Origin of the sequence: Paraglaciecola arctica BSs20135 (assembly GCF_000314995.1) — a bacterium.
Lineage (GTDB): Bacteria > Pseudomonadota > Gammaproteobacteria > Enterobacterales > Alteromonadaceae > Paraglaciecola > Paraglaciecola arctica.
In genome coordinates this window covers 1-26,456 of the sequence record NZ_BAEO01000031.1, presented here as the reverse complement: position 1 = coordinate 26,456, position 26,456 = coordinate 1, and the positions used below count along the sequence as shown (strand labels likewise).

Here is a 26,456-nt window from a genome sequence, read left to right as displayed (position 1 = left end):
TTAAGCTTATGAAACTATTTAAGAACTTACCAGTTGTTAACTATTAAAAACATCAAAATATTATTGAATTGAACCCGATATAGCTTGGAATAATTGATTTGTAGCAAATACCATTAAAAGTAGTCCCATTATGACCTTTGCTTTCGGTTTTTGGATAACGTGCTGAATTTTTTCGAAACCAGTTGCCATTAATATCATTATGGGTAAAGTGCCTAAACCAAAGCCAGCCATGATGATGGCACCTTGTAACGCAGAGCCACTGGCCAAGGACCAAGTTAACACAGAATAAACTAATCCACAGGGTAACCAGCCCCAAATCATGCCATAGGGTAGGGCGTGTAATGGGCTTTTAAAGGGTAATAATTTTTTCGACCAAGGACGGATAACTTGCCAAAACTTGCTACCAAGTTTTTCAATTTTAGTAAGACCTTGCCACCAACCAGCAACATATAATCCTAACAGAAACAGAAAAATGCCACTAACAAACTGCAAAATGACAATGCCTTGATTGATTTGGTTTGCAAACAAATAACCGGCCCAGCCAGTTATTGCACCTGCTAAGACGTAGCTGGTTATTCGACCAAAATTGTAGGCCAAAGTGTATGCAAGCATGGAAGAGTCTTTAGGCACTGCGTATGCAAAAGCACCAACTATCCCGCCACACATCCCAACGCAATGTACGCCTCCAGCTAAACCAATAAGGAAAGCCGAAATAAAACTAATGTCATTCATTGCTTTGGTTTGATTTTGATTGTGTCTTGGAGGTTTTTTTAGGTAGATCATCGTCAAACAAAATGCTGCTGCCGTGGCGTTCTAGATCTTCAAATTGATTCGATTTAACGGCCCAAAAAAATACCGCAATGGCAATACACACAAGTAGTATTGCTAAGGGAATTAACACGTAAATGATACTCAAAACTACTCCTGATTATTTTAAAAGCCTAATGGAATTAACCACCACAATTAACGAACTTAGGGACATGCCCACTACTGCCATCCATGGGCTTAATAATCCAGTGACTGCTAATGGCAATATTAATAGATTATATCCTAGTGCCCAGCTCATATTTTGGATGATTTTGCGCTTACAACGTTTAGCAATGGCGAATACTAAGCCGATTTTTTCCAAGGAGTTGTCTAACAAAATAACATCGGCCGATGATTTTGCTAAATCAGAGCCCGCACCTAAGGTCACTGATACATCTGCTTGGGCTAAGACAGGTCCATCATTGATACCATCACCTACCATCAATACCACATGTTTATTGGCTTGTGCTTGTTTAATTACTTTTAGTTTATCTTCAGGTGTTTGTTGCGCTAGCCAGTTAGGGATTTTTAATGTGTTGGCGACACTTTCTACCACAGATGGGATATCACCACTTAGCAAGGTAAGCTGTTTAACCTTAATGGCATTTATTAGCTCAACACTACTTGTACGAATTTTATCGGTTAACAAAAATCCGCACAGAACCTTATCGACAGTAGTTAAAAATGCATTGCAACTTTGCATCTGAATCGGCACGTCTAAACCAATAAAGTGTTGTGAGCCTAGTTTATAGCTGACTCCATCAATAGTGCCTGTTACACCTTGACCTATTTTTGCTGAAAAATCTGATACTAAATATCCGCAAGGTAACTCAGAAAAGGCTTTTGCTATAGGGTGAGATGAATATTGCTCTAGGCTGGCAGCCATTTGCAAACATTGTGCTTTATCTAGCTCTGGGGCACAAAAAAATTCAGCAATAGTAAATTTCCCCTCTGTTAAAGTACCTGTTTTATCTAAAGCAACCCAGTCCACTTGCGATATTTGTTCTAGGGCATCAGCACGTTTTAATAATATTCCTTTACTATTTAAATGCGCAACAGCGCATGATAGCGCTGAAGGAGTTGCCAACCCTAAGGCACAGGGACAGGTGGCAATAAGGATTGAAATCGTGATCCACAGTGCTTGAGAAGCATCTATTTGCAACCAAATAATATAACTGCTGAGGGAAATCACCAGTACTGCCATAACGAAGTATTGAGAAAATTGGTCAGCTAAACTAGCTATCTTAGGCTTACTCAATAAAGCTTTGTTTTGTAATATGTTGATTTGATTAAGCATGGAGTTTTTTAAGGATTTGTTAACCTTAATTGTTAAGGTGCCTAATTGGTTTACCGTGCCAGCAAAAACAGTTTCTCCAATGGACTTACTGACCAAGTCAAATTCACCGGTTAACATGGCCTCATCCAATTGACCTTCACCTTCTAAAATTACTCCATCTATGGGTACCATTTCACCGGACTTAACTAATACTAGTTGCTCAGCAACTAAAGACTTTGCCAGTACAGGCGTTATTTGATTGCCAACAAGTAAATTGGCGGTGGAGGGCATGTATTCCAGCATATTCGCTGACAGTTGAGAGGCTTTGTAGCGAGCACTGTGTTCAAGGTAACGGCTAATAAGTAACAAAAACACAAACATACACAAAGATTCGAAATAGGTTTGTCCGCTATTTTGTGCTGTGGCAAATACCCCAGACACATAGGTTAACGTTAATGCCAGTGTAATAGGTACATCCATATTAACGACTTTGGCGCGCAGTGCCCTGATTGCGCTCGAATAAAAGCCTGAAGCCGAATAAAGAATAACGGGGGTGGTTAGCAGTAGACTAATCCAATTAAAATATTGTTTTGTTTGTGGATCTATATGTCCAAATAAATCAAAAAATACGCCTACATTTAACATCATGACTTGCATAGTCATTAACCCTGCTAAACCTAAACGTTTTAGAAATGCTTTATTTTCCTGTCTGAACGACGCTTCATGTTGCTCTGGCTGAAATGGTTTAGCGTGGTAACCAATGTTTTCAATATGATTCAATATTTGACTGAGTTTTAACTTTTTATTATTCCATGTCACGCTTGCACGTCTGGCCGATACATTAACGCCGACTTTCAGTACGCCGCTTAATTTAGCCAGTTGTTTCTCAATTAACCATCCACATGCAGCGCAATTAATTCCGCTAATGGTTAGTTGAATTTCGCTAGCATCTTGCTGACTTTCTACAAATTCCTGCAATATACTTTCATCGTCAAATACTTTGAGTTTCTGCAACAACTCATCTTCGTTCTCAGCAGCCTTTTCAGCAAACTCACTTCGATAATGATAATAATCTTCCAAGCCATTTTTAACTATTGCCTCGGCCACTGCACTGCAACCAGGACAACAAAAGGCTTGTCGTTTCCCTAGTACATTAGTGTGGTAGTTGAACTGTGGAGGTATATCCAAACCACAGTGAAAACACTTAGGCTGCATCGTGTTAGGGATTTAAATCAAATGGTGTTGCTTGTGGCAGGGAAATTACTTTTTGAATTTTCCAGTTTCCATCAAAAGGATGTAAGCTTATTTGCCACTTTCCTGAAACCCCTTCGGTAAAGGGCGCACGATATGTGCCGCTGGCATCTCGTAACAAAGTTACTGAGAAATCTTTAAATTCTTGAGTGGAATGATGAAAGTCTAAAGTGAGTGCCTCACCATTTTCAGGCGCACCACTGATAAAGATAACTTCAACATAATCTGCAAATACTTGCGCCTTAGTCGATATATTGAGGAGCTCGGCCTGCTGCAGTTTGTGTATCTTTAGATTAATAGCTCTTCCTTCTTTGTAATAGTCGTCAATGACCATGCTGTCTTCACTATTAAATGCCAAATTCATCATAGTAAAACTAAGCACCATAGATGTAAGTGGCACGATTATGAGAAACCAAGGCCAGAATTGTTTGTACCAAATTTTAGGAATGTCAGATTGCATGAAAAGAAACTACTCAATGTTAAAACAAATAAAAAATAAAAAGCCCCGTAGAAACGGGGCTTTTAGTATACCACTTCGTTACTACTTGTCTTGCGACAAACTGTATACGTATGCGGCGACCAGATGGACTTTCTTTTCACCTAAGGTGTTTCTAAATGATGGCATAACACCATTACGACCGTAAGTAAGGGTTTCTGTAATCGCTTTGTCTGTGCCTCCGTATAACCAAATTTGGTCAGTCAGGTTAGCTGAGCCTAACAATTGATTTCCTTTTCCGTCTTGGCCATGACAGGCTGCACATATAGCAAATTTAGCTTGGCCTGCGTCTACCATAGCTTGATCTAAGTCTGGTCTGTTACTTAAACTTAAAACGTAAGCCACTAATTCTTGAATACCTTTTTCACCCATTGCATCTAATTGCGCAGGCATCATGCCTTGACGGCCATTCATTAAGGTTTCAGTGATTTTCTCTGGTGAGCCACCGTACAACCAATCATCGTCACTCAGATTTGGAAAACCTCTTTGACCACGAGCATCAGAACCGTGACATTGTGAACAATTTTGACTAAACAAACGTTGCCCAATCTTTAATGCTTCTGCATCTTTAGCCAATTCAGGGATCGTTTTTTTGTAATATCCTTCAAAAATAGGAGCGAAAAGTTCATCAGCAAATTCAACTTCCCTATCATATTGATTTATTACACCATTAGTTTTGTTTGCCTCAACTGCGGCTTTAGACTCGGCCAATGATTGAATGTTTTGATTAGAACTTTGCCAATTAATCAATCCTTTATAATTGCCTAAGCCAGGATATAAGACTAAGTAAATAAGTGCCCAAACGATACAAACGTAGAATAATATCGTCCACCATCTAGGTAACTGGTTGTTGAGTTCGACAATGCCATCAAATTCATGATGCATATCATCACCTTCTGCAACACCTGTTTTATTCTGTAAACACCAGCGAAGCAATAAATAACAACCTAATATTGTCCCCAATGTAATGACAGTGATCCAGATACTCCAAAAACTACTCATCTACTTTAGACTCCTGCTTATTTTGTTGTGGCTCATCATCAAAGATAAGCTTTTCGGCCTCGTCAAAACTTGCTTTTGACTTTTTACTATAGGCCCACAACACAATTCCAATAAAAATCACAAATACTAATACTGTGTATATACTGCCACTAATTGCATAATCCATATTATTTCAACGCCGTGCCAAGAGATTGCAAATAGGCGATTAGTGCGACCATTTCAGTCTTACCTTTAACAGCTTCTTTAGCGCCAGCAATATCTTCATCGGTATATGGCACGCCAAAATCTCTAAACACAGATAGTTTTTTTGCTGTTAATTCACCGTCTAAAGTGTTTTCTAATAACCAAGGAAAACCAGGCATATTAGATTCAGGAACTAAATCCCTTGCGTTAGTTAGGTGAATTCTATGCCAATCATCGCTGTATCTACCACCAACCCGCGCTAGATCAGGACCAGTTCGTTTTGAACCCCACAAAAATGGATGTTCCCATACAGATTCACCGGCAACTGAGTAATGACCATAACGTTCCGTTTCAGAACGGAAAGGGCGGATCATTTGGCTGTGACAACCCACACAACCTTCACGAATATAAATATCTCTGCCTTCCATTTGCAACGCAGTATAAGGTTCTAAACCATCAACTGGCTCCATCATTTGTTGTTGAAACATAAGCGGAGTAATTTGCGCCATGCCACCCAAACTAATGGCAACCAGAATAAGAACAGCCAATAGGCCTACATTTTTTTCAATTAACGCATGTGCATTTTTCATAGTCTGACCTCCTTAAGCCGGTTGTACTTCTGGTTCAATTGCCAATTCTTCGCTATCACTTTTAATGGTTCTGTATACGTTGTAAGCCATGATTAACATGCCAGCTACAACTAAAACACCACCGAAGAAACGTACCAGATAGAATGGTTTAGAAGCCTCAAGAGATTCCACAAAACTATAAGTTAAGGTGCCATCCGCATTAATTGCGCGCCACATCAAACCTTGTAAAACACCTGACATCCACATAGCAACTATGTATAACACAACGCCTACTGTAGCTAACCAAAAATGCACGTTGATCAATTTAATACTATACATTCTGGGCTTATCGAACAGAATAGGAATAAGGTGGTAAATTGAACCAATAGATACCATTGCAACCCAACCCAAAGCTCCAGAATGTACATGACCTATAGTCCAATCGGTATAATGGGATAATGCATTAACGGTTTTAATTGCCATCATTGGCCCTTCAAAAGTAGACATACCGTAGAAGGAAAGGGATACAACTAGAAAACGTAAAATAGGGTCTGTTCGCAACTTATGCCAAGCACCCGATAACGTCATAATTCCGTTTATCATGCCACCCCAAGAAGGGACGAATAGGATAATAGACATTGCCATACCTAAAGACTGTGTCCAATCTGGTAGGGCAGTGTAATGAAGGTGGTGAGGGCCAGCCCAGATATAAAGGGATATTAGCGCCCAAAAATGTACTACTGACAAACGATATGAATAAACAGGTCGTCCAGCTTGTTTGGGTACAAAATAATACATCATACCTAAGAAGCCAGCGGTTAAGAAAAACCCAACTGCATTATGTCCATACCACCATTGGATCATAGCATCAACGGCGCCAGCGTATATAGAGTAAGACTTGGTCAGAGAAACAGGAATAGCCATACTGTTGGCTATATGTAGTACTGCAACTGTTATGATAAATGCCCCAAAAAACCAGTTGGCCACATATATGTGAGAGACTTTTCTGATGACCATTGTGCCAAAGAAATTAATCAAATAAGCCAACCAAACTATGGTAATCAAAATATCAATAGGCCATTCCATCTCACCATATTCTTTGGTTGATGTCAGACCCATTGGCAGCGTTATCGCTGTTAAAATTATGACCAGTTGCCAGCCCCAAAATGTAAATGAAGCTAGTTTGTCACTGAACAATCTAACATTCGAGGTTCGCTGAACTACGTAGAAAGAAGTCGCAAATAAGGCGCTTCCACCAAAGGCGAAGATCACAGCATTGGTATGAAGCGGTCTTAATCTAGAGAAAGTTAACCATGGAGTATCGAAATTCAGTGCTGGCCAATATAGTTGAGCTGCAATTAGCACCCCAACACTCATACCAACAATTCCCCATATTACGGTCATCACCGCAAATTGCCGAACTACTTTATAGTTGTATTCGGGATGAACTTGAATAGCTTCACTCATTTAATGAATCTTCCACACTTGTTAACGATAAATTTACAGGCTTCTTACAATTAAAAAACAACTCAAGGTTGTTTTTTAATTGTTTGCTAAGCATTTGTTTTTAAAAATAATATACAAAGATAACCTTATATATAATAAGGTTATCTATTTAAAAAAGAAAGATAAAAACACACTTGTCAGATATCTTTTTTTTCATCACACTTAACACTAGTTTAGTTTAACCGCTGTGCCATTTTGAATCCTACTTTTTTTACAAGAATATTGCTTCCTTTGCTGGTTTTTTTCAGCAGCTGTAGGCATATATTTAAATTATACAGATTCCCCAGCTATAAAAACGACAAAACAGTGCAACATTGATCTAACGCAAGAATGTGTTGTTTTTGATAATAACCAACAAATTTCAGTTCAATTTAATCAAGAGATTGAAGTAGAAGAAGAGCTCTTGCTTACTATAACTGTTCCAAAGGATACAGAAATCACCCAAATGTGGGTGCAAGGTATCAACATGTATATGGGTAAAAGTGCCGTTCTGACTGACTCTGTTTACGTAGAAAACGACAAAAAGATTTATAATGCGTTTTTGTTTTTAGGCTCTTGTAGCGAACCCCAAATGAGATGGCAACTGATTATTCAGACCACAGATGGTAAACAAGCAGAGCTGTCTTGGTTTTTTAATTTTTCAACTGATAGAAACAAAAAAAGCTGAATAAGAACAGGCTTATCCAGCTTTTGAAAGTAAACAATAGTCTATAAAACTATTTTTACATCTGAGATTGCAAGTAATTAGACAAGCCTAGACGTTTAATTAAACCTATTTGCTGCTCAAGCCAATAAGCATGATCCATCTCAGTGTCATCTAATAACACCAATAACATGTCTCTGGTGACATAATCTTGCTCAGTTTCACAGAGACTAATGGTATCTTTCAAAGCTTGTGCAACTGCATATTCCACGCGCAAATCACTTTCTAACATTGATGGTACGTCTGTACCTATCATTAAACCGTCGCGGTCGACCATGTTAGGAGTGCCTTCTAAAAATAGCATACGCTCGATTAATTTTGTGGCGTGGCCTTTTTCATCATCAAATTCATGGGAAATACGCACATATAACTTATTTAAACCCCAGTCTTGATACATTTGAGAATGAATAAAGTATTGATCCATAGCAGCTAACTCATAAGCGAGTAGGGCATTGAGTTGATCAATTATGACTTTTTTACCTTGCATGTTAATCCCCTTCGACTTGGCTTTGTAAATAGTTTTCTAACCCTAAATGTTTGATCTGATATAGTTGGGTTTCAATCCAATCAATATGGTCTTCTTCGTAACTTAAAATGGATTCAAACAAATCACGAGATACAAAATCTTGTAACTCTTCACACAGACTGATGGCTTTTTTTAATAAAGGTATTTGTGAATTCTGAAAGGCCATATCGCAGTTCAGCATTTCACTGGTTTCTTCACCAATCATCAATTTTCCCAACATTTGTAAGTTAGGTAAACCTTCTAGAAACAAAATACGTTCAATTAACTGATCGGCTTGTTTCATATCTTTGATAGATTTTTTATAGGAAGTGTTATTGAGTTTTTCTAATCCCCAGTTTTTAAACATACGTGCATGTAAAAAATACTGATTGATTGAAGTGAGTTCGAAGGTCAGTATTTCATTTAATACGCCTAATACTTGTTTGTCGCCTTTCATTGTATCTAATCCGTGGATAATAACTAATGCGTAAAAGTATAGACTTAAGTGCAGTGAATAACCACCAATTAATTAAAAAACATCTTATAAAACAATGTGATACATAATGATAACGATTCTTGTTTTGATCTCTATTGAGGCTTTGAATGTTGCGGTAAAAGTTGCAGACTTTCTTCAGCAAAACCTGTTCCTGCTTCGGTAAAGAAGTTAAATACTTTATCTGATCCAGCATCAATCAGTGGTTGTATTTCATCTTCGTAACGGGCTATCGAAGCTATTTTTCCTGTATAATTTGCATGTTGGAGTTGTTCAGTAATATTGCTGATATCTTCAATTGAAGGTAATGCTAATAAGATTAATTGTATTTGGGTTAGGTCCATATTTTCCCATAAATCAACATCGTCGCCATCTCCGACCATGGCCTGATAACCCATTTTATTAAGTAGTCGTACACGAGTACGATCAGCATCCATACCCCAGACTTTGTTACCTACAATAGTGTTTAAAGATGAATAAGCGCCTTTTCCAACTCTTCCAAGTCCAATTACGATAATTTCAGCACCTGTAGGTTGTACGTAGACATCCTCAAGTAATCGATGCTTACTTTCGAAAGACTTAAGTCTATCTTTAAAGTGAGTGTATTGGTTATGCGAGGTTTTGTAAGCTAAGCCTGTTAACACAAATGAGAATGACACTGCCAAAGCTAAAACGACTAACCAGTCTGCACTAAGCCAACCTAGGCTAACAACCAATGCCACAACAATAAGACCAAACTCACTGTAGTTAGATAATACTAAACTCGCTAAATAACTGGTGCGCGCCCTTAATTTTAATAAAGTAAATAACGAAAAGAACAAAATAAATTTGATGGGGATTAACAGACAGAGTAATACGGCTGTCATTATTAAATCTAGGGTAGGGAGCGCACTAAAACCAATGGTAAGGAAGAAACCAACCAGAAAAATATCTTTAAAATCCATTAGCGCTTTTGACATTTCAGATGACTTAACATGGGTAGCTATAAACATTCCAACAATCAATGCCCCTAGATCGCCTTTAATTCCTACCGCCTTAAATAGTTCATACCCTCCCAATGCGAACAAAAAACCCGACAATATTAGTAATTCGCCATGTCCCACACGTTCTAATACCATACTCCACAAAGGTTTCGCGAAAAATAATAATAACAAAAGTAAGGCCCACACCGAGGGTACTTTGCCGGTAGCTATGACCAGAAACAGCACTGCTACTATGTCCTGCATAATCAATATGCCAATGGCTAATTTGCCATGGCGGGTTTTGATTTCGCCACTTTCTTCAAGAATTTTTACAATACACACTGTGCTGCTGAAACTTAATGAAAAAGCCAGTAGGGCTTGGGTGGACCAGTCTAAGTCTGCAAAAGTAGCTAAACCGAGCCAAGAGAAAGCAAATAACAATATATTGACTAAGGTTACCCATATAACAGTGTGGCAAATACTGCCCAGCCAAACTTCTTTTTTATATAAATCACGTACGTTGAGTTTTAAGCCAATGGTAAACAACATTAAGGTAATGCCTAAATTGGCAATAGTCTGTAAAGAGTCTGATGACTGAAAACCAAGGTAATTCAGTGTAAAGCCAGCAATCAAGTAACCAATTAAAGGAGGTAACCCAACTAACTTAAGGCCTAAACCACAGATGAATGCTAGGAGAATAAATGCGAATTCCATATGAAAGCTATGACAAAATTAGGACGATATGCTTAATATGGTAACGAATTTATTTAGGAAAGCTAGGAGCGCTGTTAAATTGTGATGATTCGAACTAATAAAAGTTTTTCAAAATAGCTTAAGTGAAGCTCGAATTGGGTTGAACACATTATTATCACTTGCAACACCTAAGAGACATTAGGAGAAATATTAAGAATAACCTCCTAAACGCTACCAATACTAAGCATAAAATCTTCAATTCTACATTCTTGAATATCGCAATCTTAGTCTGATACATTATCAAAAGTTTACTATTCCGACCCATATAAATGGCGGGTAATCGGCCTTACCAGTTTTTTTTCATTTTGATTAGAAAATAACAACAACTTCCCCAATAGCTGAAAACTAACCAACTGATTTTTGGCGCTTTGTCTATGAGATGCCCTATTTATATAAGATCGTTATAAAATAAGTGATATTAATTTTGGACTTACCAATAGTGTATCTGTTATATTTATTTTAACTTGATATTTGAAAATAGGTTAAATAAGGCCGAACGAATCTGACTATGGAGTTTCGTCGATTGCGAGCCTTTAGAACGATGATGTAATTGAAGCTCAAGGTAAAACAATCCATAAGCTTACTAGGTCATGATTAAGCAGAAAACTGGCCGTTTAATCAGCTCTTGGGTTAGCTAACAGAACATACAAATTATGGCCGTAACATCAAATACGTTGAACAACGGCAAAGACAATAATAATCAAACAATGGAGATTTTATAATGCGTGAAGCTTGGAGATGGTTTGGTCCTAATGACCCGGTATCAATAGCAGACATTAGACAAACTGGAGCCACAGATATCGTTAGTGCTTTACACACTATACCAACTGGTGAAGTGTGGCCTGTAGAGCAAATTCAAGCTCACAAAGAGTTAATTGAAAAGGACAATACACCTCAATGCTCTTTAGTTTGGTCCGTTGTTGAAAGTATTGCTGTGCATGAAGATATTAAGTTAGGGCGTGAAAATAATCAACGCTATGTAGATGCTTGGATCACATCAATGGAAAACTTAGCAAAATGTGGCATTAAAACAATTTGTTATAATTTTATGCCAGTAATTGATTGGACTCGAACGGATTTAAAATTTCAATTACCCAATGGAGGTTATGCACTAAGATTTGACCAACAAAAATTTGCGGCTTTTGATCTGTATATTTTAAAGAGAGAAAATGCTGAAGCCGATTATTCAGATGATGAATTAAGGCAAGCAAAACTAACTTTGTTAGCAATGTCTGAAGACGAAAAAGCGCTATTAACGAAAAATATTATCGCAGGTTTACCTGGGAAAATGACGGATGGTTACACTATCGATAATTTTCGTAATATGCTGGAAAATTATAAAGACATAACCAAAGATATTCTTAGAAAGAATCTATTCTCATTTTTGGCGCAAGTGTTACCTAAAGCGGAACAATTAGGTGTTAAATTAGCTATTCACCCCGATGATCCACCAAGGGACATGTTAGGTTTACCACGGATTATTTGTACGTCAGAAGATTTAGATATTCTATTTTCAGCACTGCCAAGCCCAGCTAACGGTATTACTTTATGTGCAGGGACCTACGGCAGCCGCCCGGATAATAATTTGCCGCTAATGGCTAAAGTATATGGTTCGCGCATTCATTTTGCTCATTTACGTGGCGTATGTCGCGATAAAAATGAACAGCGTTCATTTTATGAGGCTGAACATCTATCAAGCGATGTTGATATGGTCGGGGTGATTTCTGCCTTATTGGCTGAGGAGAAATCCCGTGATGTTGGCGAAACTAGTCATGAAATATTTATCAGGCCGGATCATGGTCATCAAATTTTAGACGATATCAATAAACAGGGAAATCCAGGGTATTCTTGTATCGGTCGTTTGAAAGGTTTAGCCGAAATTAGAGGTGTTATTAAAGCACTTAAGAGCGTAGCTTAAATTTACGATATATGTTTCTACCATTTCCATAGCATTTATATTGATAATTGGGGAAGCTATTGTTTTTTTATAAAAGTAACCAATATGATATGTATTAGTAGCTACCAAATATTTGGTGTGGTTCGTTAATTACATTAACTTCTAGTGAATAAAATATTATGGGATCACCAACTGTAAAAACGCCACGTCTTTACCAACAAGTGGCTGAAAAATTAGTCGCTTTAATCGAATCGGGAAAATATACGGTGGGTATGCGTTTACCTGCAGAACGAGACTTAGCTTCGATGTTTAGTGTCAGTCGCCCAACGATCCGTGAAGCTGTCATTGCTCTTGAACTAGAAAGTTTTGTTGAAGTACGTATGGGCTCAGGCGTTTATGTGATTGAAAGTCGCAAAAGGAAAAGTCGTTTTTCTGATAAAGATGTCGGTCCATTTGAGTTAACTGAAGCAAGAGCATTATTTGAAGGTGAAGCTGCTGCTCTAGCGGCATCTATGATAACTGATGACGAATTAGCGCAACTTGCTGAAACTTTAAATGAGATGGCTTGTGAAAATAATAATGATATAGAGACTCATGAAGCGGCTGATAAAAAATTCCATATGATTATAGCCAGAGCAACAAATAATAGTGCTATTACTTCGGTTATTGAAGGACTTTGGGATGAGAGAGAAAGATCAGTCCTCACTAGGCGTATGTATCAAAAAGTGCGCGATTGTGGCGTTAAACCATCTGTTGAAGAGCACCGTGAAGTTTATGAAGCTTTAAAAGCACATAATGCTCAGGCAGCTCGCGAATTGATGCGAGGTCATTTAATGCGAGTAATAGATGGTATTTTGGAAGCGACTGAAGTTGAGGCTGTTGAGGCAGCTCGTAATCAAGTAACAAAATGCCGAGAAAGATATAGTATGACCCGTAATCTTTATTAGTGTCTTTGAGTTGCCTCAAACTCAACAGCTTATTATCAATAATATAGAAGATAACCCCTTATAAGTTTTACCTTTTGATTTAAAACTACTGACAATAGTCATATTAGCTATGAACGCTTAAAACCCCATATATCAAGTCAAAATCATAGGTTTTGAATGGATGGTTTTTGTTATTAGCTAAAAAAAATTTCGTTTATGAGAAGCCTAATTTTGCCGCAGGCTTAAAATGATGTAAAATCAAATGCACGTTAAGCGCCTTACTATAAAAGTTTTACAAAATGCCCCCAGAACACAACAACATATTGAAAGCTGTTTCAGATTCTCCAGAACAAGAAATAATTGATAAGCAATGTTCAGACCTGATGACTATAATTCACGAAAAGTTAGACCTTAAGGCTGCACCTATTAAAAATGTAGTTCAAACGCTGGGCGTAACACCATCACAAGCTAGGAAGTTGGTAAAAGGTGATATAACTAATTTTACAATTTTCGAATTGCAGACGTTTTTGAAAAGGATATAAATTAACTAACAACTGAACTGGGGAATCAATTTCCAGCTTCGCTAAACCACGATCCAAGAGCCTGTCACTTCTATCCCAGCTCTGGAGTAGTGTTGTCTGAATATCAATAAGATATCGGTAAAAATCTAATTAGGGTATTGGTTAAATCTCTATTTAGATGTAAATCTATGACTATCCCTTAATGTGCGTTCAAATTAAAAAATGAAACAGAATTCTTCTCAAACTCCATGCTATTGTTGGTATAATTTTATTACCAAATTTAAAGTTGTAACTACATTACTTGTTATGGCTAGATTTAGTGCTGAGATGCTACTTTAGTTATTCGATTTAGTACTCTCAATGGATAGATATACCTATTGAATGGGAGTCAAGAGTATAAAAAATTGATATCGTCAAAGCATAAACACAGTATGAATGGAAAGGTGGTTGCTGTGTTAATACCGAGGTAGAAAGCTTCTTTGGAAGTCTAAAACAATACTAGGCACATTGGCAAAATCAGCAAATACCTCATAGAAGGGTTACAGAACATGGCTGAATTGTAAGAATTGCTTCATAGAAATATGTAAAAATATTGACCACATCATGCTTTAATCTATATTGTGAAAAAACTAATCTAGTAAAACTAGTATAATCAAAGTAATTATTAATTGTTTTTCTTCACATTTTTAAATGTAAATAGGACTAGACGAAAGGAAGTTTGAAATGCTTGTACAAGAAAATCGTTTAATTGCTATCTCTACTCCATTAAGCGAAGACGAATTAGCGCTTTATAAAGCAGAAATTATAGAAGATCTAGCTCGACCATTTACGATTGACGTCGAATTGATAAGTGAAAATCATAATATTTCGTTAGACGATTTAATGGGTAAAAATGTCACTGTTCGTTTAGGAACAGCAGACGATGTTCGTTACTTTAACGGTTTTGTTACTGAATTTCACCAGTTGCCTAACACTGACAGATATAGTCGTTATGGTGCCATGATCAGACCTTGGTTTTGGCTACTGAAGTTAAGCGAGAACTGCCGAATATTCCAAGATAAAAGCTACCCAGATATCATTCAAGAAGTGTTTGATTCATTAGGATTTTCAGATTATGAAATCAAACTAACAGGCACTTATCAACCTCAAGAATATGTTGTTCAGTTTAATGAAAGTGACTTTAATTTTGTTACCAGGTTAATGGAGCAAGAGGGCATTTATTATTATTTCGAACATACAGACGGCAAACATACCTTCATAATGGCTGATGACAGTTCTATTTTGTCAGATCAAGGAAATATTCCATTTTACCATGCGGAAGATACCAGCAATCAGTTTAATATTGAGGGTATAAGTAAGTGGGAAAACTACAGGAAAATAAAAACTGGTGGTATTCGTCTGTCAGATTTTGATTTTGAAACACCATCAAAGAATTTGGAATTTGTATCCACTGATCCTAAAACCGCCTCATTGTCTTCATTAGAAAAATTTACTTATCCTGGAAAATATAAAGAGCGTGGTATGGGATCCGAATATACCCGTTTATTAATGGAAAAAGAGAATGTCGCTTACGAAACTAAAATTGCAAACAGTAATGTAAGAACCTTATTTTCGGGCAGTCACTTTAGTTTAAAAGATCATTATAGAGATGATCAAAATAGCCAATATCTTATCACCCATTACCGTTGTAATTTGCAATCTGACGAATTTTTATCAAATTCAAATCAAGTCGATTCTGAAGTATTTACCAGTGAGTTTACTGCTATTCCTTCAACTGTTGTTTACAGAACCCAGATCACTGCAACAAAACCCAAGATGGTTGGGCCACAAACAGCCATGGTGGTGGGTAAAGCTGGCGAAGAAATTTGGACCGATAAATATGGTCGGGTCAAAGTACATTTTCATTGGGACAGATATGGACAAGCCGATGAAAACAGTTCTTGCTGGATACGCGTTGCCCAAACTTGGGCTGGCAAAAACTGGGGACAGATCCAAATTCCCCGTATTGGGCAAGAAGTGTTAATTGATTTTTTAGGTGGGGATCCAGACAGGCCCATTATAATAGGTAGTGTATATAACGGTACGTCTATGCCTCCTTACGATCTACCTGCAAATGCTACCCAAAGTGGCATAAAAACCAGAAGTACTAAAGGTGGCAACACCAGCAATTTTAATGAGTTACGCTTTGAAGATGAAAAAGGCAAAGAAGAACTCTATATGCATGCTGAAAAAGACTACAACAGTATGGTTGAGAATTGCCTTAGCGAAACAATAGGTAATAATAAAACCACACAAGTGGGCGCTAGCCATTCTGAAACTATTGGCGCCAATATGCAGGTTACAGTGGGCGGAAGTTTAACTGAGACAGTTATGGTTAACGTTGCAGAATCCGTTGGTGTGGCTATGGAATTAACGGTAGGCGGCTTATATGCTGAATCAATTGGTGCGCAAAAAACAGAATCAGTAGGCGGGAATAAGTCAGAGTCAATTGGCGGAAATAAATCTGAGAGTGTAGGTAAAAATCGTACACTTACCGTTTCCGACGATCATAGCGATACTATAGGTAACAACCGGTCGCTGTCAGTAGGAAAAGACAACAAGGAAGCTATCGCAGGAAAAAGTGCTATTAACATCGAAAAGGAATTAAGCGTCAATGCCAAGAAAATTCAATTTATAGCAGATGATGAAATCACCTTTAAAACTGGAAAAGCAATGATCACCATGAAAAAGAATGGTGATATTACCCTTAAAGGTAAAAAAATAACCGTGAAAGGAAGCGGTGACGTTATCATTAAAGGTAGCAAGATTAAGGAGAATTAATTTGTCTGCAATACATTCGTTGCCGCTTGAAGCTACTAGTGACCTTATTATTGGTCAATTTATTGGGTTGGATGAACAACAAAGGCCTTTGATTACTTCCCCATGCCATATTAAACCTGTTGTTGCTCAAGCTATAGTTACTATCAAGGATGATCCGTTATTACTATCAGGCAATAACGTCATCCTATTTATGGGAGGCGACATACCTATTATTATGGGGTTTATTTCTGATACTTTGGATCCTGAGCATCAGTCATCGTCAGGGCTATTAGGGGATGTGTTAACTTCTTCTCTTCATGTCGATGGGAAAAAGATCATTCTACAAGCACAAAATGAAGTGGTACTTAAATGTGGAAAAAGTTCTCTATCATTGTCCCGAAATGGCAAGGTGACCATTAAAGGGACAAACATTACCACTCGATCTTCGGGCGCAAATAAAATAAAAGGCGCAAACGTACAAGTTAACTAATGTTTGAAATAACAACGTTAGATTAAAAGAAGACAATTAAATGTTTATTACTAGGAGTATCTAATGAGCGTTAGTGTAGGTGTTAACTTTATGTCTGTAGTGCATAAAGCAAGTAATGGGATCACTATTGCTTTTCCTGATGTGTGTAAAACGCCTACACCGGCAGGCCCTATCCCTATACCTTATCCAAACATAGCTATGTCTTCTGATACTGCCAAAGGGACTAAAAAAGTAAAATGTGATGGCAATCCCGTTTGTGTGAAAGACTCGAACTTCAAAACCAGTACTGGTGATGAAGCCGGGACTGCTGGCGGTGGCATTATATCGAGTAAAACCAAAGGTAAAGCAGAGTTCGTTAATTTCTCATTTGATGTGAAGTTTGAAGGTAAAAACGTTGCCAGAGCATTTGATTTAATGTTGCACAATGATAAAAACACACCACCATTTCCAGTATTACAGGGCCCTATTATTGGTGTTGCCATCATCAAAGAAGAATGTGATATCTGTAACAAGCCATTATAAAATAATGAATAGGGTTTTGAGTTAAGACTATGAAGGTATTAGCTATCTTACACACAGCGTTAAACACCTCGCTGGGATTAGATTGTCGCTCTAGTGCTGCTGGTGCTAGGGCAGGGCTGGTAAGAAGCCAAGAGGCTGACAACTATCCATTAGGTATGCCTGCGATGGATGAAATAGAAAAAGCCATTATTCATCCGTTGCCATTTATTACCTCAGGATTTCAAGATCAGGCGAGGTTAGGCATTATATTAACCAAAACACTGGCCGATATCTGTGAACAACTAAACCGGGACAATATTAACATCCCTTTAGATGTCTATTTTTCATTACCTCATCCTCACAGAACCAATCAAGGTATTGCATTACAAACCGATGAACCCAGTGCACAAGAGTTTGAGTTAGAAGCTTTGCTTGATAATGAAGAGCCAGATGAAACTTTATATCACTCCACAATAAATAAGAGCTTTAAAGATTTACCTTGGCCAGTGGTACCAAAAATTAAAAAAATATTTTTTTCTGGAAGCTCAGGTGTATCAGAATGTATTAACGCAGTTAATTGCAATAACCAGGCGGCTGATAATGATGTTAGAGAGCAAGCTTCTTTATCTATTATTGTGGCAGTAGATTCGTTAGTGTCTATCAAAGAACTTGAATGGCTACATGGTTGTAGTCGATTAAAGAGTAGTGACAACCCTGTTGGTGTACAACCCGGAGAAGCAGGGGCTGCGTTTACTGTATGCACGCCTAAGGCTGCAGCCCAACTTGGTTTAAAACCCCAAGCTAACATCCAGCAATGTATCATTGATAAAAATTCAACAAGCCAACTAAAAGCACAAATACCTGATGGTAAAGTGTTAGCTAATATATTAAATCGCTTATTACCCGTAACAGATAAAGACAATATCTTTCAAGCATGGGTCATGTCGGATCACAACGGTGAAGAGCCCAGAGCTGCTGAATGGGGTGGCGCTTTACATTTTTTGACAAAAGCTAAACCACATACTGTAGTTAGCGATACTTGGTTTCCAGTTACCTCATTTGGTTACACAGATGCAGCCTATGGTGCCATTGCCATTGTCTTAATATGTGAAGCATTTAACAGAGGGTACGCGCCAAGCTCCCACGCTTATGCAATGGCATCTGCAGATGGCGTTTTGAGAAGTGGGATTACGGTTAGCTTAGCAAATGAGAGGCAAAATAATGTCCAATAAACACAGGCGAGGAAGCACCACTAATGAATTTTGCACAGTGGCAGCAGCGAAAGCGTGCGGCTGTGGGAATAATTATAAAGAAATGTGCGAAGGAGAGGCGTCTGGTTGGGACAAATACCCGCAAAAATTTGCAAGAAAGAATTCTTCGACCAAGTTAATTGACAGTTTGCGCAAAAATCAACGCTCGTTTGAAGCTCATCATGTATTGCCAGTTGCATGTGTAACTGAGGTTATTATTGGATGGGATGAAAAAGCCAACTCAAGTCCAAGTGTGATTTCTGGAACTAAATGGTGCATTAACACCAAGGATAATATGATCGCCATGCCCATGTGGGGGCACACCATCATGTGGTATACCGATAACTTTGTCGGTATTTCAAGTGAAGTTTTAGATGAAATAAAGTCTAAAAATAAAGAATCATTAGGAAATAAAGCATTATCTGAACTTTCGGAAGAAACTAGTAAAAAATTGTCGAATATGCTGTCTGATAGAAAAGATACAGCTCCGCCTTTTAAGGATATCCCGCAACATAACTACAGTCATACAGGAAGAAACGCATTATCAGGTTACAATCAGGAAATAATTCAGCGTCTTGAAGCTATTGTTGCAGATATCGAAGAGGCTCAAGAAATGCATCAAACCGACAAAATCAATAGTATAAAAGATGCGTTGGATGACCTATCTGAAAATATGAAGGAAATCCTACTAGAGCGAGCTAATGATAGAGTATATAAGGGTACCCATGAAGCATGGAAAGGGGGAATGAAAGGGGTAGAAAAAGATACAAATAGCAATCATTGGTATAAGAACTTCTCTATGGCAGAACGCCCAACGGAGATGACATTCCCATTGGGTAAAGTCAGTGACTCTATGGCAGAAAAAATTATAGGACTTGCCCGTGCAATGTTGATGGAATCAAAATGATAAATAATAACCGAGGAGAAAAAGTATAATGAATGACAGGTTTACTATCTGGAACTTTGATGATGTACCTAACGCCTATGTCCCCAAAAAATTATTGAACGTAGAGAAGAAACTTCCTTTTTTGATGGGCCGTTCTTTTGCTGATGATATGCCCAATAACCTTCAGTTTAGTGCCGATCCTGATTACCCTAATGATCTGCTTATGCTAGATAGTTTTGGTAATACTCAGGGTGTTATCCCAATATCACCCAAGCTAAAAGCGTTTCTGGAAGAGAAAGAGATCCCGAACCTTGAATTTATACCCGTAGATATGTTGGATCATAAAGATAGGGTAATCGCTCAGTATTTCCTATTGCATTCTACAGAAGTCATTGATGCCATCGATAAAACTCAAACTAAATTGAAAGTGAATAAGCTAAATGAGGAAATGTATAATTCAGTTAAAAACTTAGTCTTGCTTGATGAAAATATTCCAGCCGATATTCAAATCTTTCGAGTGAAGGGGTTATACAATGCAACCTGTATTAACAAATCACTTGCCAATGAGATTGATGATAAGGGTTTTACAGGGATTTACTGGCAAGAAACCTCAGAATATCGTTACTAATTAATTAGCGATAACCATTAGGGATTAGCATGGATTAAGAACCATTTTCTCATAGGGCGATTTCGCGCGAAGGGTTAATGAAGAACCAAGAAGAAAAAGTATAATGAATGACAGATTTACCATTTGGAATTTCAAGGATGTGCCTAATGCTTATGTGCCTAAAAAACTATTAAATATTAAGAAAAAACTTGCTTTGAGAACAGGCGTTTCTTTTGTTGATGATATGCCCAATAATCTTCAGTTTAGTGCTGATCCTGACTATCCTAATGATCTCCTAATGCTGGATAGTTTTGGTAATACTCAAAGTGTCATTCCAATATCCCCCAAGCTTAAAACATATCTAGAAAGCAAAGATATCCCTAATCTAGAGTTTATACCCGTAGACATGTTGGATCATAAGAGCAGGGTTATCGAACAGTATTTCCTATTACATTCCACAGAAGTCATTGATGCCATCGATAAAACTCAAACCGAGTTGGAAGTCGATGATTTGAATGCGGAAATGTATGATACGGTTGAAAATTTAATTTTGCTTGATGAAAGTATTCCAGCTGATATTCAAATCTTTAGAGTAAAAGGTTTGTATGATGTCACTTGTGTAAGTAAAACACTGGCAAAAGAGATAGATGATAATGGTTTTACTGGGATCGAGTGGGAAGAAACCTCTGAATATAGTTATTAATATTTAAGCATTTAACAATCAGGTAATAACATGGATTTTGAACAGATAGGTGAAGCGCTTTCTTATGAGATTGCATTTTTTATGCAAGGTCTCGATAACCCTGACATGCCGCAGCATGAAAAAGGTGATTTGATTAATAAACTAATTGATCAAACTCAGTCGTTGGCCATCATAGTACTTTTGGTGCAAGGAAATAGTAATGGTTTTTATCATAATTTAATAAGGGCTGCTTTATTAAGAAAGCGGTTTTTATCAGAACTTGAAGAGGCAGGTAAAACCCAAGTTTATCATCAGTGTTCGGGGCGTATACAAGGCTTTCTTTGCGCTGCGGCAGCTCAGGATCTTAATTTGGCTAAAGAAATAGCTCAACTTTCCCCCACTCAATTTGAAAAGCAGATGGAGTACGAAGAAGACTATTGTTACGCACAACTGTTATATCATTTGGTTGCACAACACCTAAATGATACACAGATACAGACACTCATTACTCGGTATGAAGACTTGAGTGGTGAAAGTGTCAGAGTGAATGTTATTAATGCGATTATGAAAAAAGATGTGAACGATTTTGAAGACGCTTTTGAAGAGCTTATTGTCGAGCAGGAAGAGTTAATAGAAAAAAATGAAAAACGTGGCCAGTTGGATACACCAGAAGTACTTGCTCAACGAAAGGTATTTATTGAAGGTGTTGCGCTTATAAACCTTGCCAAAATCCACGGAATTAATATAACCACACACTATCAGTATTGTCCCGCAAATAGTTTGGTGGTTATGACCGCGCCATTCCCCGGAGAATAGCAATGAATGCCATTATAATATTGTATGTTGTTTCCGCCATATTCATGATTTTGTTTATTGTGACCAAAAACAAACCTGAAAAAAAAATAGCGCGTAAAACGTGGCTGAGAATTTCCGTTATATTCGCCATTGTTGCTACTTTTAATTGGATATTGATTAGTTAAATAGAGACTTATTATTATGGCTACAAGCTACCGCCAATTTGTGAATGAACTCTATGAGGAACATGTAGAAGAGGCATCTTTTCTTTATGAGCAACGATTAGCGTTTTTAAATGATCCCGAATTAGCATGGTTTGCCTATTATTCAGAGGAACTTAGATTAGAAGCACATCTTGATGGATTAATTATTGGTGGCGAACGGGCATTATTAATTACCCAAGAGACGGCTTTGGAAGGGGATGTAGGTGTAATCTACACTTTGATAAGTCTTTATTGCTTGCTTGATCAACGAGACGAGTTTTTAGGTAAAATAAACGAATTTGATTTGCAGGACCATGAGGTACAACAAGCTATCCAGTTAGCTTTATTGCATCGTATGCCAGACAGTTGGCATGATTCATTTTTGCAAAATAAGTTTAATGAACAACAAAAGCTGCTGTCATTATTTTTACCCGTACTGATCAAGTTAGATAAAATACCTAGTAACATTGAGTTTGAGCAGATTTTCGATGCTACTTCCACTCATGACGATATAGATCCCATCTCTTATATTCAAGCCAGTAGTTATTTCCCTGACAAAAACAGCAATAAACTATTAACACATTTTGTGGTTAATGGTTCAGAAGAACAAAAAGATGCCGCGGTATTCTCATTGTATCGTTTAGGACGAAAACACATAGTTGAGCAGACTATTCCTAAGGTTAAACATCAGGAGTTGCCCTTGATGAGCATAGCTGCTGGTGCTAGCAATGCTTTTTTCACGGCATTAATAACAAAGCACGAAACAGCAAGCTGGGATGAAAATAGTATTCATTGTTTGGCAGTTGGTGGAGTAGCCGAGTTTATACCAGAATTAATAAAACTACTTAAAGAAGACGCTTTAGCTGAATTTGCTGCCAATGCTCTGTTCATTATTACAGGGGCTCGGTTGATAGAAAATGTATTACAAGAAGATATTTGGGTCAAAGATGACTTGTTTGAAGATGAAGTAGAAGCCTTCAATCAAGGTATTATGCCTCAAAGAACTGATGGTCGTGCTTTTGGTGAAGAGGTTGAGAAACTATCTGCTTCTTTTAAAGTTTGGCTAGACTGGTGGGATCAAAATTATTCACAGTATGTTAGTGGTAAGCGTTATAGACTTGGAATGTTAATATCCCCAGTCTCTCTTGTTAGAACCTTACATTCTGATTTTGTGGGTAATGTTATTCGTGAGTTGTCATACCAAGAGTTAGTTATCCGTTACAAAACAAAACTATTTTTATCTACCAAAGATTGTATTCAATTACAGCAAAAATCTATTCAAGCGCTTTACCAATGGGCAACAAAAGTCGACGGAAAGTATTCTCAAGGAGAGTGGTATTTCTCTGGGAATATGCAGCAATAAATCCATGCTGAGGCTATTAAGTAATAGGAATGATTTATGGGTCACCCCAAAGTAACGAACACTACATCTTTTCATTTTGAGCCACTATTTCTTCAAGATGAAGAAATGCGTCCTCTATTTGTAGGCCTGGTTAAAGCCGCTTTTAGAATTCAACCTGACAGATTTGGTCCTGTTATACCAATGAAAGAGCAAGTCGCCGCAGTGCTTGCTGGTGAACTATATGGTGATCCAGAAACCAGCAGTTATAAATACGAACCTGAATGCACTCCTTTTAAAATGAATACTGATATTGTTTTAATCGCAAACGCACGAGCACCAAATCAAAATATGACACAATTCGATTGTGGTTTCAGGGTAGGGGACTATATACAAACCGCAAAGATCTTTGGTGATAGATTTTGGCGTAAAAATGCCTTAGGCATGACCATGTCCGAGCCTGACATAGTGACAGAAGTACCATTAATTTATGAAAATGCATTTGGAGGAATTGATACCAGTGTTGAATCAAAACACGGTCACCCATTTGAACAAAAAAATCCTGTAGGAAAGGGATACCATAAAAATAGCAACACATGCATCGAAGACGCACCTTTACCAAATATTGAAGATCCAAACCATCTCATTACACACTATACAGATTGCCCAACACCTGTTGGTTTTGGTTTTACGTCACCAAATTGGTTGCCTAGGCGTTTGTTAGCGGGTACATATGATAAAAAATGGGACAATGATCGGTCTCCAAAGTTACCCGTTGATTTTAATCCGCTATTTTTTAACGCGTCACCGAAAAAATTGATGGCTAAAGGCTATCTGCAAGGTAATGAACCGGTACAGGTTTACAATGCATCTCCGTGGTCAAAATTAAAGTTTTCTTTACCAGACATTACGGCACCAAACATCTCAGTAAAACTAAAAACTGGTAATGTACTTAAGCTAAAAACTATTCTAGATACAGTTGTAGTTAATACTGATGACATGCTGTTATTTCTTCATTATCGATGCAGCCATGTATTAAAACGTGGTGCCCATGATATATCTGAAATCGATGTGAGCACTACAGATAGCCAAAACAAGCTAAGTGCAGTAACAAGAGACATATAGATTTGAGTCGTTTATAAAACACTAAGTCGCGCCAAAATTTAACAAAGGTTTATGGGTAGTGATTTTTCAAAGTTTCAGAACTGATGCGACAGCTAGCTAATAATTACACCCAAATAAAAAATTCTCTGATCAGCAAACTAAACTCATTTTCATGATACATCATGCTTTTATTGTTTTGGTTTCGACACAAGCTTAGTCGCAGTTATGCTTCACTTTAAAGCCAAATCTTTGAGCATTGCTAATTATATATTTTAAAAAATCTATTTAATCTGATCTTTCCATGGGGCTACCGTGTCTATACGGTTAATTGTAATTAAAACAATATGTTAGATGCATGAAAATACATCAATCACATACTGTGTTGCTATCCTTGTGGTAAGCAAATTCAACAAGGATAAGCGCAATAATAGTGGCTCTGTACGCTATGGTTTATTCCGAACCATCAATAGCAAAAAGAAAAGAGTAGGGCAGTTACATGATGTATCATGGTAATTTAGTGATACATCACATTATTATAGGAAGAGTACTTATGTATATCATTGTTGTTGGGAACTATGCTTAAGCACCATAAAATTGACTATGAATGGCAAATGTACCGGAAAAACATTCTTGTTTTTCTGAGTGAGTTAAAGTCAGAGAGTTTTATTAAAAAAGACTCTGCTGAAGCACTGACTTCACATATCCACTTGTTATGGAGCCAGGTAAAAGAAGTTCAGACAGCTAAAGAAGCCTTCAAACTACTAAAACTGTACATTGCCGCTGACAAACTTGAAGTGTTTAGAACTCGCTATAGAAGCTATAAATACAGATCGAAAAATAATAGAAAAACAGTCGTAGTTTCAGAATTTATTAGGCAAAGACTTACCGACACCATGAAGTCTATTAACTCAGAAAGTGTCGATGAATGTTTAGACTATTTAATGTCCGAGCTTTATGTAGAGCATAGAGATGAAGCTATTAATGAAATCAGAGACAACATCTATGGAAATGAGGAAGGAGCTTTACATAGTTTAATGCAGCGAATATCCCTCAGAGATAAGGAAATTATAAAAGCTAATATCGAAGCTTCATTTATAAAAGGCTGGGAAGCATCAACAACATCGATAAGTAAAAAATCTGACGCTAAGTTGTTGGCCAGAGATCAGTACGTTGAAAAGCAGGTGTTATCAAAATTAATGGAAGACGGAAAATTGATCGCATCGGCAAGGCACAAATAGAAGATGCTTGTTAATCACATTAGTATAATTAATCCTGAACGTTCTCAATTTAAGAGCGTCTAGGGAATTAGTTATAGGTTTAATCTCAAATCTAATTTAATGATCCGTTCGTAAGTACGGTAAAGAGCTTGTAATAATCGTAAGATACTCAATTTAACATAATATACATTATAGGAACTCTATGGTGTAGTCGTTTATAGCGGTTATCTGGCGTGTTGTGATAATCCAGGTTTAGTTTTGGATCGATCAAGTTAACACTGGCAAACGCTATCTATTGATTGCTATGGTCTGCTCAAGCTCAACACTATTAATTGTATGTCACTCTCCCAATATAGCGCTGGCTCGATTTTATGAGATGCGTTTGAAAAGATGTTTTTAACTCTCGCTTTGGTACGCGGCTTCTTGCGCCAATCTATACCAATATTTCATGGATTTTTTTCAGTCTAGTATTTAGCTATTTCTAAAAAAGAGCTTTGGATCATTCAGTCATAATGCTGGAAAACTTAAAATATCCGAACATTATTTGACTATTAAAGCATTAGATATAAATATTTCTCTTCTCAGGTAGTATAGAATAGCTTGAATTAAACTCGTGTATTTAATATGGATGCATCTATCGAAATTAATCTTCAATTTCGAAACACTTTACCCCAACCTATAAAATATTAAGTTATTGAATAATCTTTTCAAAAGCATAACTATATAAAATGCA

26 protein-coding genes are annotated in these 26,456 nt (G+C 37.3%); 15 read left to right on the top strand and 11 right to left on the bottom strand.

What is annotated here, in order from left to right; genetic code table 11:
• Positions 1 to 60: 60 nt before the first annotated feature.
• From GARC_RS11830 to ccoN, 8 genes are all read right to left on the bottom strand, one after another.
• A complete protein-coding gene (locus GARC_RS11830; RefSeq protein WP_039989466.1) occupies positions 61 to 732 on the bottom strand; it encodes a sulfite exporter TauE/SafE family protein in 672 nt (223 codons plus the stop codon).
• Positions 725 to 916 carry a cbb3-type cytochrome oxidase assembly protein CcoS gene (gene ccoS, locus GARC_RS11825; RefSeq protein WP_039989465.1) on the bottom strand — a complete coding sequence of 64 codons (192 nt, stop codon included), beginning with the start codon at positions 914 to 916 and terminating at the stop codon, positions 725 to 727. The genes GARC_RS11830 and ccoS overlap by 8 nt, the downstream gene beginning before the upstream one ends.
• Before the next feature lie 12 nt (positions 917 to 928).
• Positions 929 to 3,298 carry a heavy metal translocating P-type ATPase gene (locus GARC_RS11820; RefSeq protein ID WP_039989464.1) on the bottom strand — a complete coding sequence of 790 codons (2,370 nt, stop codon included), beginning with the start codon at positions 3,296 to 3,298 and terminating at the stop codon, positions 929 to 931.
• Between the two features lie 4 nt (positions 3,299 to 3,302).
• Complete coding sequence (locus GARC_RS11815; RefSeq protein WP_081587541.1) at positions 3,303 to 3,794, bottom strand: FixH family protein; 492 nt, start codon at positions 3,792 to 3,794, stop codon at positions 3,303 to 3,305.
• 81 nt (positions 3,795 to 3,875) lie between these two features.
• Positions 3,876 to 4,832 (bottom strand): cytochrome-c oxidase, cbb3-type subunit III, encoded by a 957-nt coding sequence (ccoP, locus tag GARC_RS11810; RefSeq protein ID WP_007620246.1) that lies wholly within the window; start codon positions 4,830 to 4,832, stop codon positions 3,876 to 3,878.
• On the bottom strand, positions 4,825 to 4,998 hold the full coding sequence (locus tag GARC_RS11805) for a CcoQ/FixQ family Cbb3-type cytochrome c oxidase assembly chaperone (protein WP_007620244.1): 174 nt from the start codon (positions 4,996 to 4,998) through the stop codon (positions 4,825 to 4,827). The genes ccoP and GARC_RS11805 overlap by 8 nt, the downstream gene beginning before the upstream one ends.
• 1 nt (position 4,999) lies before the next feature.
• Positions 5,000 to 5,605, bottom strand: coding sequence for a cytochrome-c oxidase, cbb3-type subunit II (gene ccoO, locus GARC_RS11800; protein ID WP_007620237.1), 606 nt, complete (start codon positions 5,603 to 5,605; stop codon positions 5,000 to 5,002).
• Positions 5,606 to 5,617: 12 nt separating this feature from the next.
• Positions 5,618 to 7,051, bottom strand: a complete 1,434-nt coding sequence (gene ccoN, locus GARC_RS11795; protein ID WP_007620236.1) for a cytochrome-c oxidase, cbb3-type subunit I — start codon at positions 7,049 to 7,051, stop codon at positions 5,618 to 5,620.
• A 442-nt stretch (positions 7,052 to 7,493) separates the two neighbouring features.
• Here ccoN and GARC_RS27305 point away from each other — a divergent pair, with 442 nt between their 5' ends.
• A complete protein-coding gene (locus GARC_RS27305; RefSeq protein ID WP_226989132.1) occupies positions 7,494 to 7,757 on the top strand; it encodes a hypothetical protein in 264 nt (87 codons plus the stop codon).
• A 55-nt stretch (positions 7,758 to 7,812) separates the two neighbouring features.
• Here the strand turns inward: GARC_RS27305 and bfr (GARC_RS11785) are convergent, their stop codons facing one another.
• The 3 genes from bfr (GARC_RS11785) to GARC_RS11775 form a co-directional block, all read right to left on the bottom strand.
• Positions 7,813 to 8,280 (bottom strand): bacterioferritin, encoded by a 468-nt coding sequence (gene bfr / locus GARC_RS11785; protein ID WP_007620231.1) that lies wholly within the window; start codon positions 8,278 to 8,280, stop codon positions 7,813 to 7,815.
• A gap of 1 nt (position 8,281) precedes the next feature.
• The gene (gene bfr / locus GARC_RS11780; RefSeq protein ID WP_007620229.1) at positions 8,282 to 8,755 is read right to left on the bottom strand and encodes a bacterioferritin; all 474 of its coding nucleotides are present in this window, start codon (positions 8,753 to 8,755) and stop codon (positions 8,282 to 8,284) included.
• Positions 8,756 to 8,886: 131 nt separating this feature from the next.
• Positions 8,887 to 10,467 (bottom strand): cation:proton antiporter family protein, encoded by a 1,581-nt coding sequence (locus tag GARC_RS11775; RefSeq protein WP_007620226.1) that lies wholly within the window; start codon positions 10,465 to 10,467, stop codon positions 8,887 to 8,889.
• A 760-nt stretch (positions 10,468 to 11,227) separates the two neighbouring features.
• On the opposite strand from GARC_RS11775, the gene uxuA reads away from it, so the two are divergent.
• The 14 genes from uxuA to GARC_RS11705 all read left to right on the top strand — a co-directional run bounded on the left by uxuA (position 11,228) and on the right by GARC_RS11705 (position 25,744).
• On the top strand, positions 11,228 to 12,424 hold the full coding sequence (gene uxuA / locus GARC_RS11770; RefSeq protein ID WP_007620224.1) for a mannonate dehydratase: 1,197 nt from the start codon (positions 11,228 to 11,230) through the stop codon (positions 12,422 to 12,424).
• A gap of 158 nt (positions 12,425 to 12,582) precedes the next feature.
• Complete coding sequence (locus GARC_RS11765) at positions 12,583 to 13,350, top strand: FadR/GntR family transcriptional regulator (protein WP_007620222.1); 768 nt, start codon at positions 12,583 to 12,585, stop codon at positions 13,348 to 13,350.
• A 278-nt stretch (positions 13,351 to 13,628) separates the two neighbouring features.
• Positions 13,629 to 13,871: a hypothetical protein gene (locus GARC_RS26930; protein ID WP_007620220.1), complete on the top strand. Its 243-nt coding sequence runs from the start codon at positions 13,629 to 13,631 to the stop codon at positions 13,869 to 13,871.
• Between the two features lie 702 nt (positions 13,872 to 14,573).
• Positions 14,574 to 16,670 (top strand): type VI secretion system Vgr family protein, encoded by a 2,097-nt coding sequence (locus GARC_RS11755; protein ID WP_007620217.1) that lies wholly within the window; start codon positions 14,574 to 14,576, stop codon positions 16,668 to 16,670.
• A gap of 1 nt (position 16,671) precedes the next feature.
• Positions 16,672 to 17,139, top strand: coding sequence for a DUF6484 domain-containing protein (locus GARC_RS11750; protein WP_007620210.1), 468 nt, complete (start codon positions 16,672 to 16,674; stop codon positions 17,137 to 17,139).
• 63 nt (positions 17,140 to 17,202) lie between these two features.
• On the top strand, positions 17,203 to 17,661 hold the full coding sequence (locus GARC_RS11745) for a DUF4150 domain-containing protein (RefSeq protein ID WP_007620209.1): 459 nt from the start codon (positions 17,203 to 17,205) through the stop codon (positions 17,659 to 17,661).
• A 29-nt stretch (positions 17,662 to 17,690) separates the two neighbouring features.
• Positions 17,691 to 18,872, top strand: a complete 1,182-nt coding sequence (locus GARC_RS11740) for a hypothetical protein (RefSeq protein WP_007620208.1) — start codon at positions 17,691 to 17,693, stop codon at positions 18,870 to 18,872.
• Positions 18,862 to 19,797, top strand: coding sequence for a hypothetical protein (locus GARC_RS11735; RefSeq protein WP_007620207.1), 936 nt, complete (start codon positions 18,862 to 18,864; stop codon positions 19,795 to 19,797). The genes GARC_RS11740 and GARC_RS11735 overlap by 11 nt, the downstream gene beginning before the upstream one ends.
• Positions 19,798 to 19,825: 28 nt before the next feature.
• Positions 19,826 to 20,404, top strand: coding sequence for an imm11 family protein (locus GARC_RS11730; RefSeq protein WP_007620201.1), 579 nt, complete (start codon positions 19,826 to 19,828; stop codon positions 20,402 to 20,404).
• A 103-nt stretch (positions 20,405 to 20,507) separates the two neighbouring features.
• A complete protein-coding gene (locus GARC_RS11725; protein ID WP_007620199.1) occupies positions 20,508 to 21,086 on the top strand; it encodes an imm11 family protein in 579 nt (192 codons plus the stop codon).
• A gap of 30 nt (positions 21,087 to 21,116) precedes the next feature.
• Complete coding sequence (locus tag GARC_RS11720; protein ID WP_007620198.1) at positions 21,117 to 21,881, top strand: Imm49 family immunity protein; 765 nt, start codon at positions 21,117 to 21,119, stop codon at positions 21,879 to 21,881.
• A 180-nt stretch (positions 21,882 to 22,061) separates the two neighbouring features.
• Positions 22,062 to 23,426: a hypothetical protein gene (locus GARC_RS11715; protein ID WP_007620197.1), complete on the top strand. Its 1,365-nt coding sequence runs from the start codon at positions 22,062 to 22,064 to the stop codon at positions 23,424 to 23,426.
• A 36-nt stretch (positions 23,427 to 23,462) separates the two neighbouring features.
• Positions 23,463 to 24,527 carry a DUF2169 family type VI secretion system accessory protein gene (locus GARC_RS11710; RefSeq protein WP_007620196.1) on the top strand — a complete coding sequence of 355 codons (1,065 nt, stop codon included), beginning with the start codon at positions 23,463 to 23,465 and terminating at the stop codon, positions 24,525 to 24,527.
• 554 nt (positions 24,528 to 25,081) lie between these two features.
• Positions 25,082 to 25,744, top strand: a complete 663-nt coding sequence (locus GARC_RS11705) for a hypothetical protein (RefSeq protein ID WP_007620195.1) — start codon at positions 25,082 to 25,084, stop codon at positions 25,742 to 25,744.
• Positions 25,745 to 26,456: the final 712 nt, after the last annotated feature.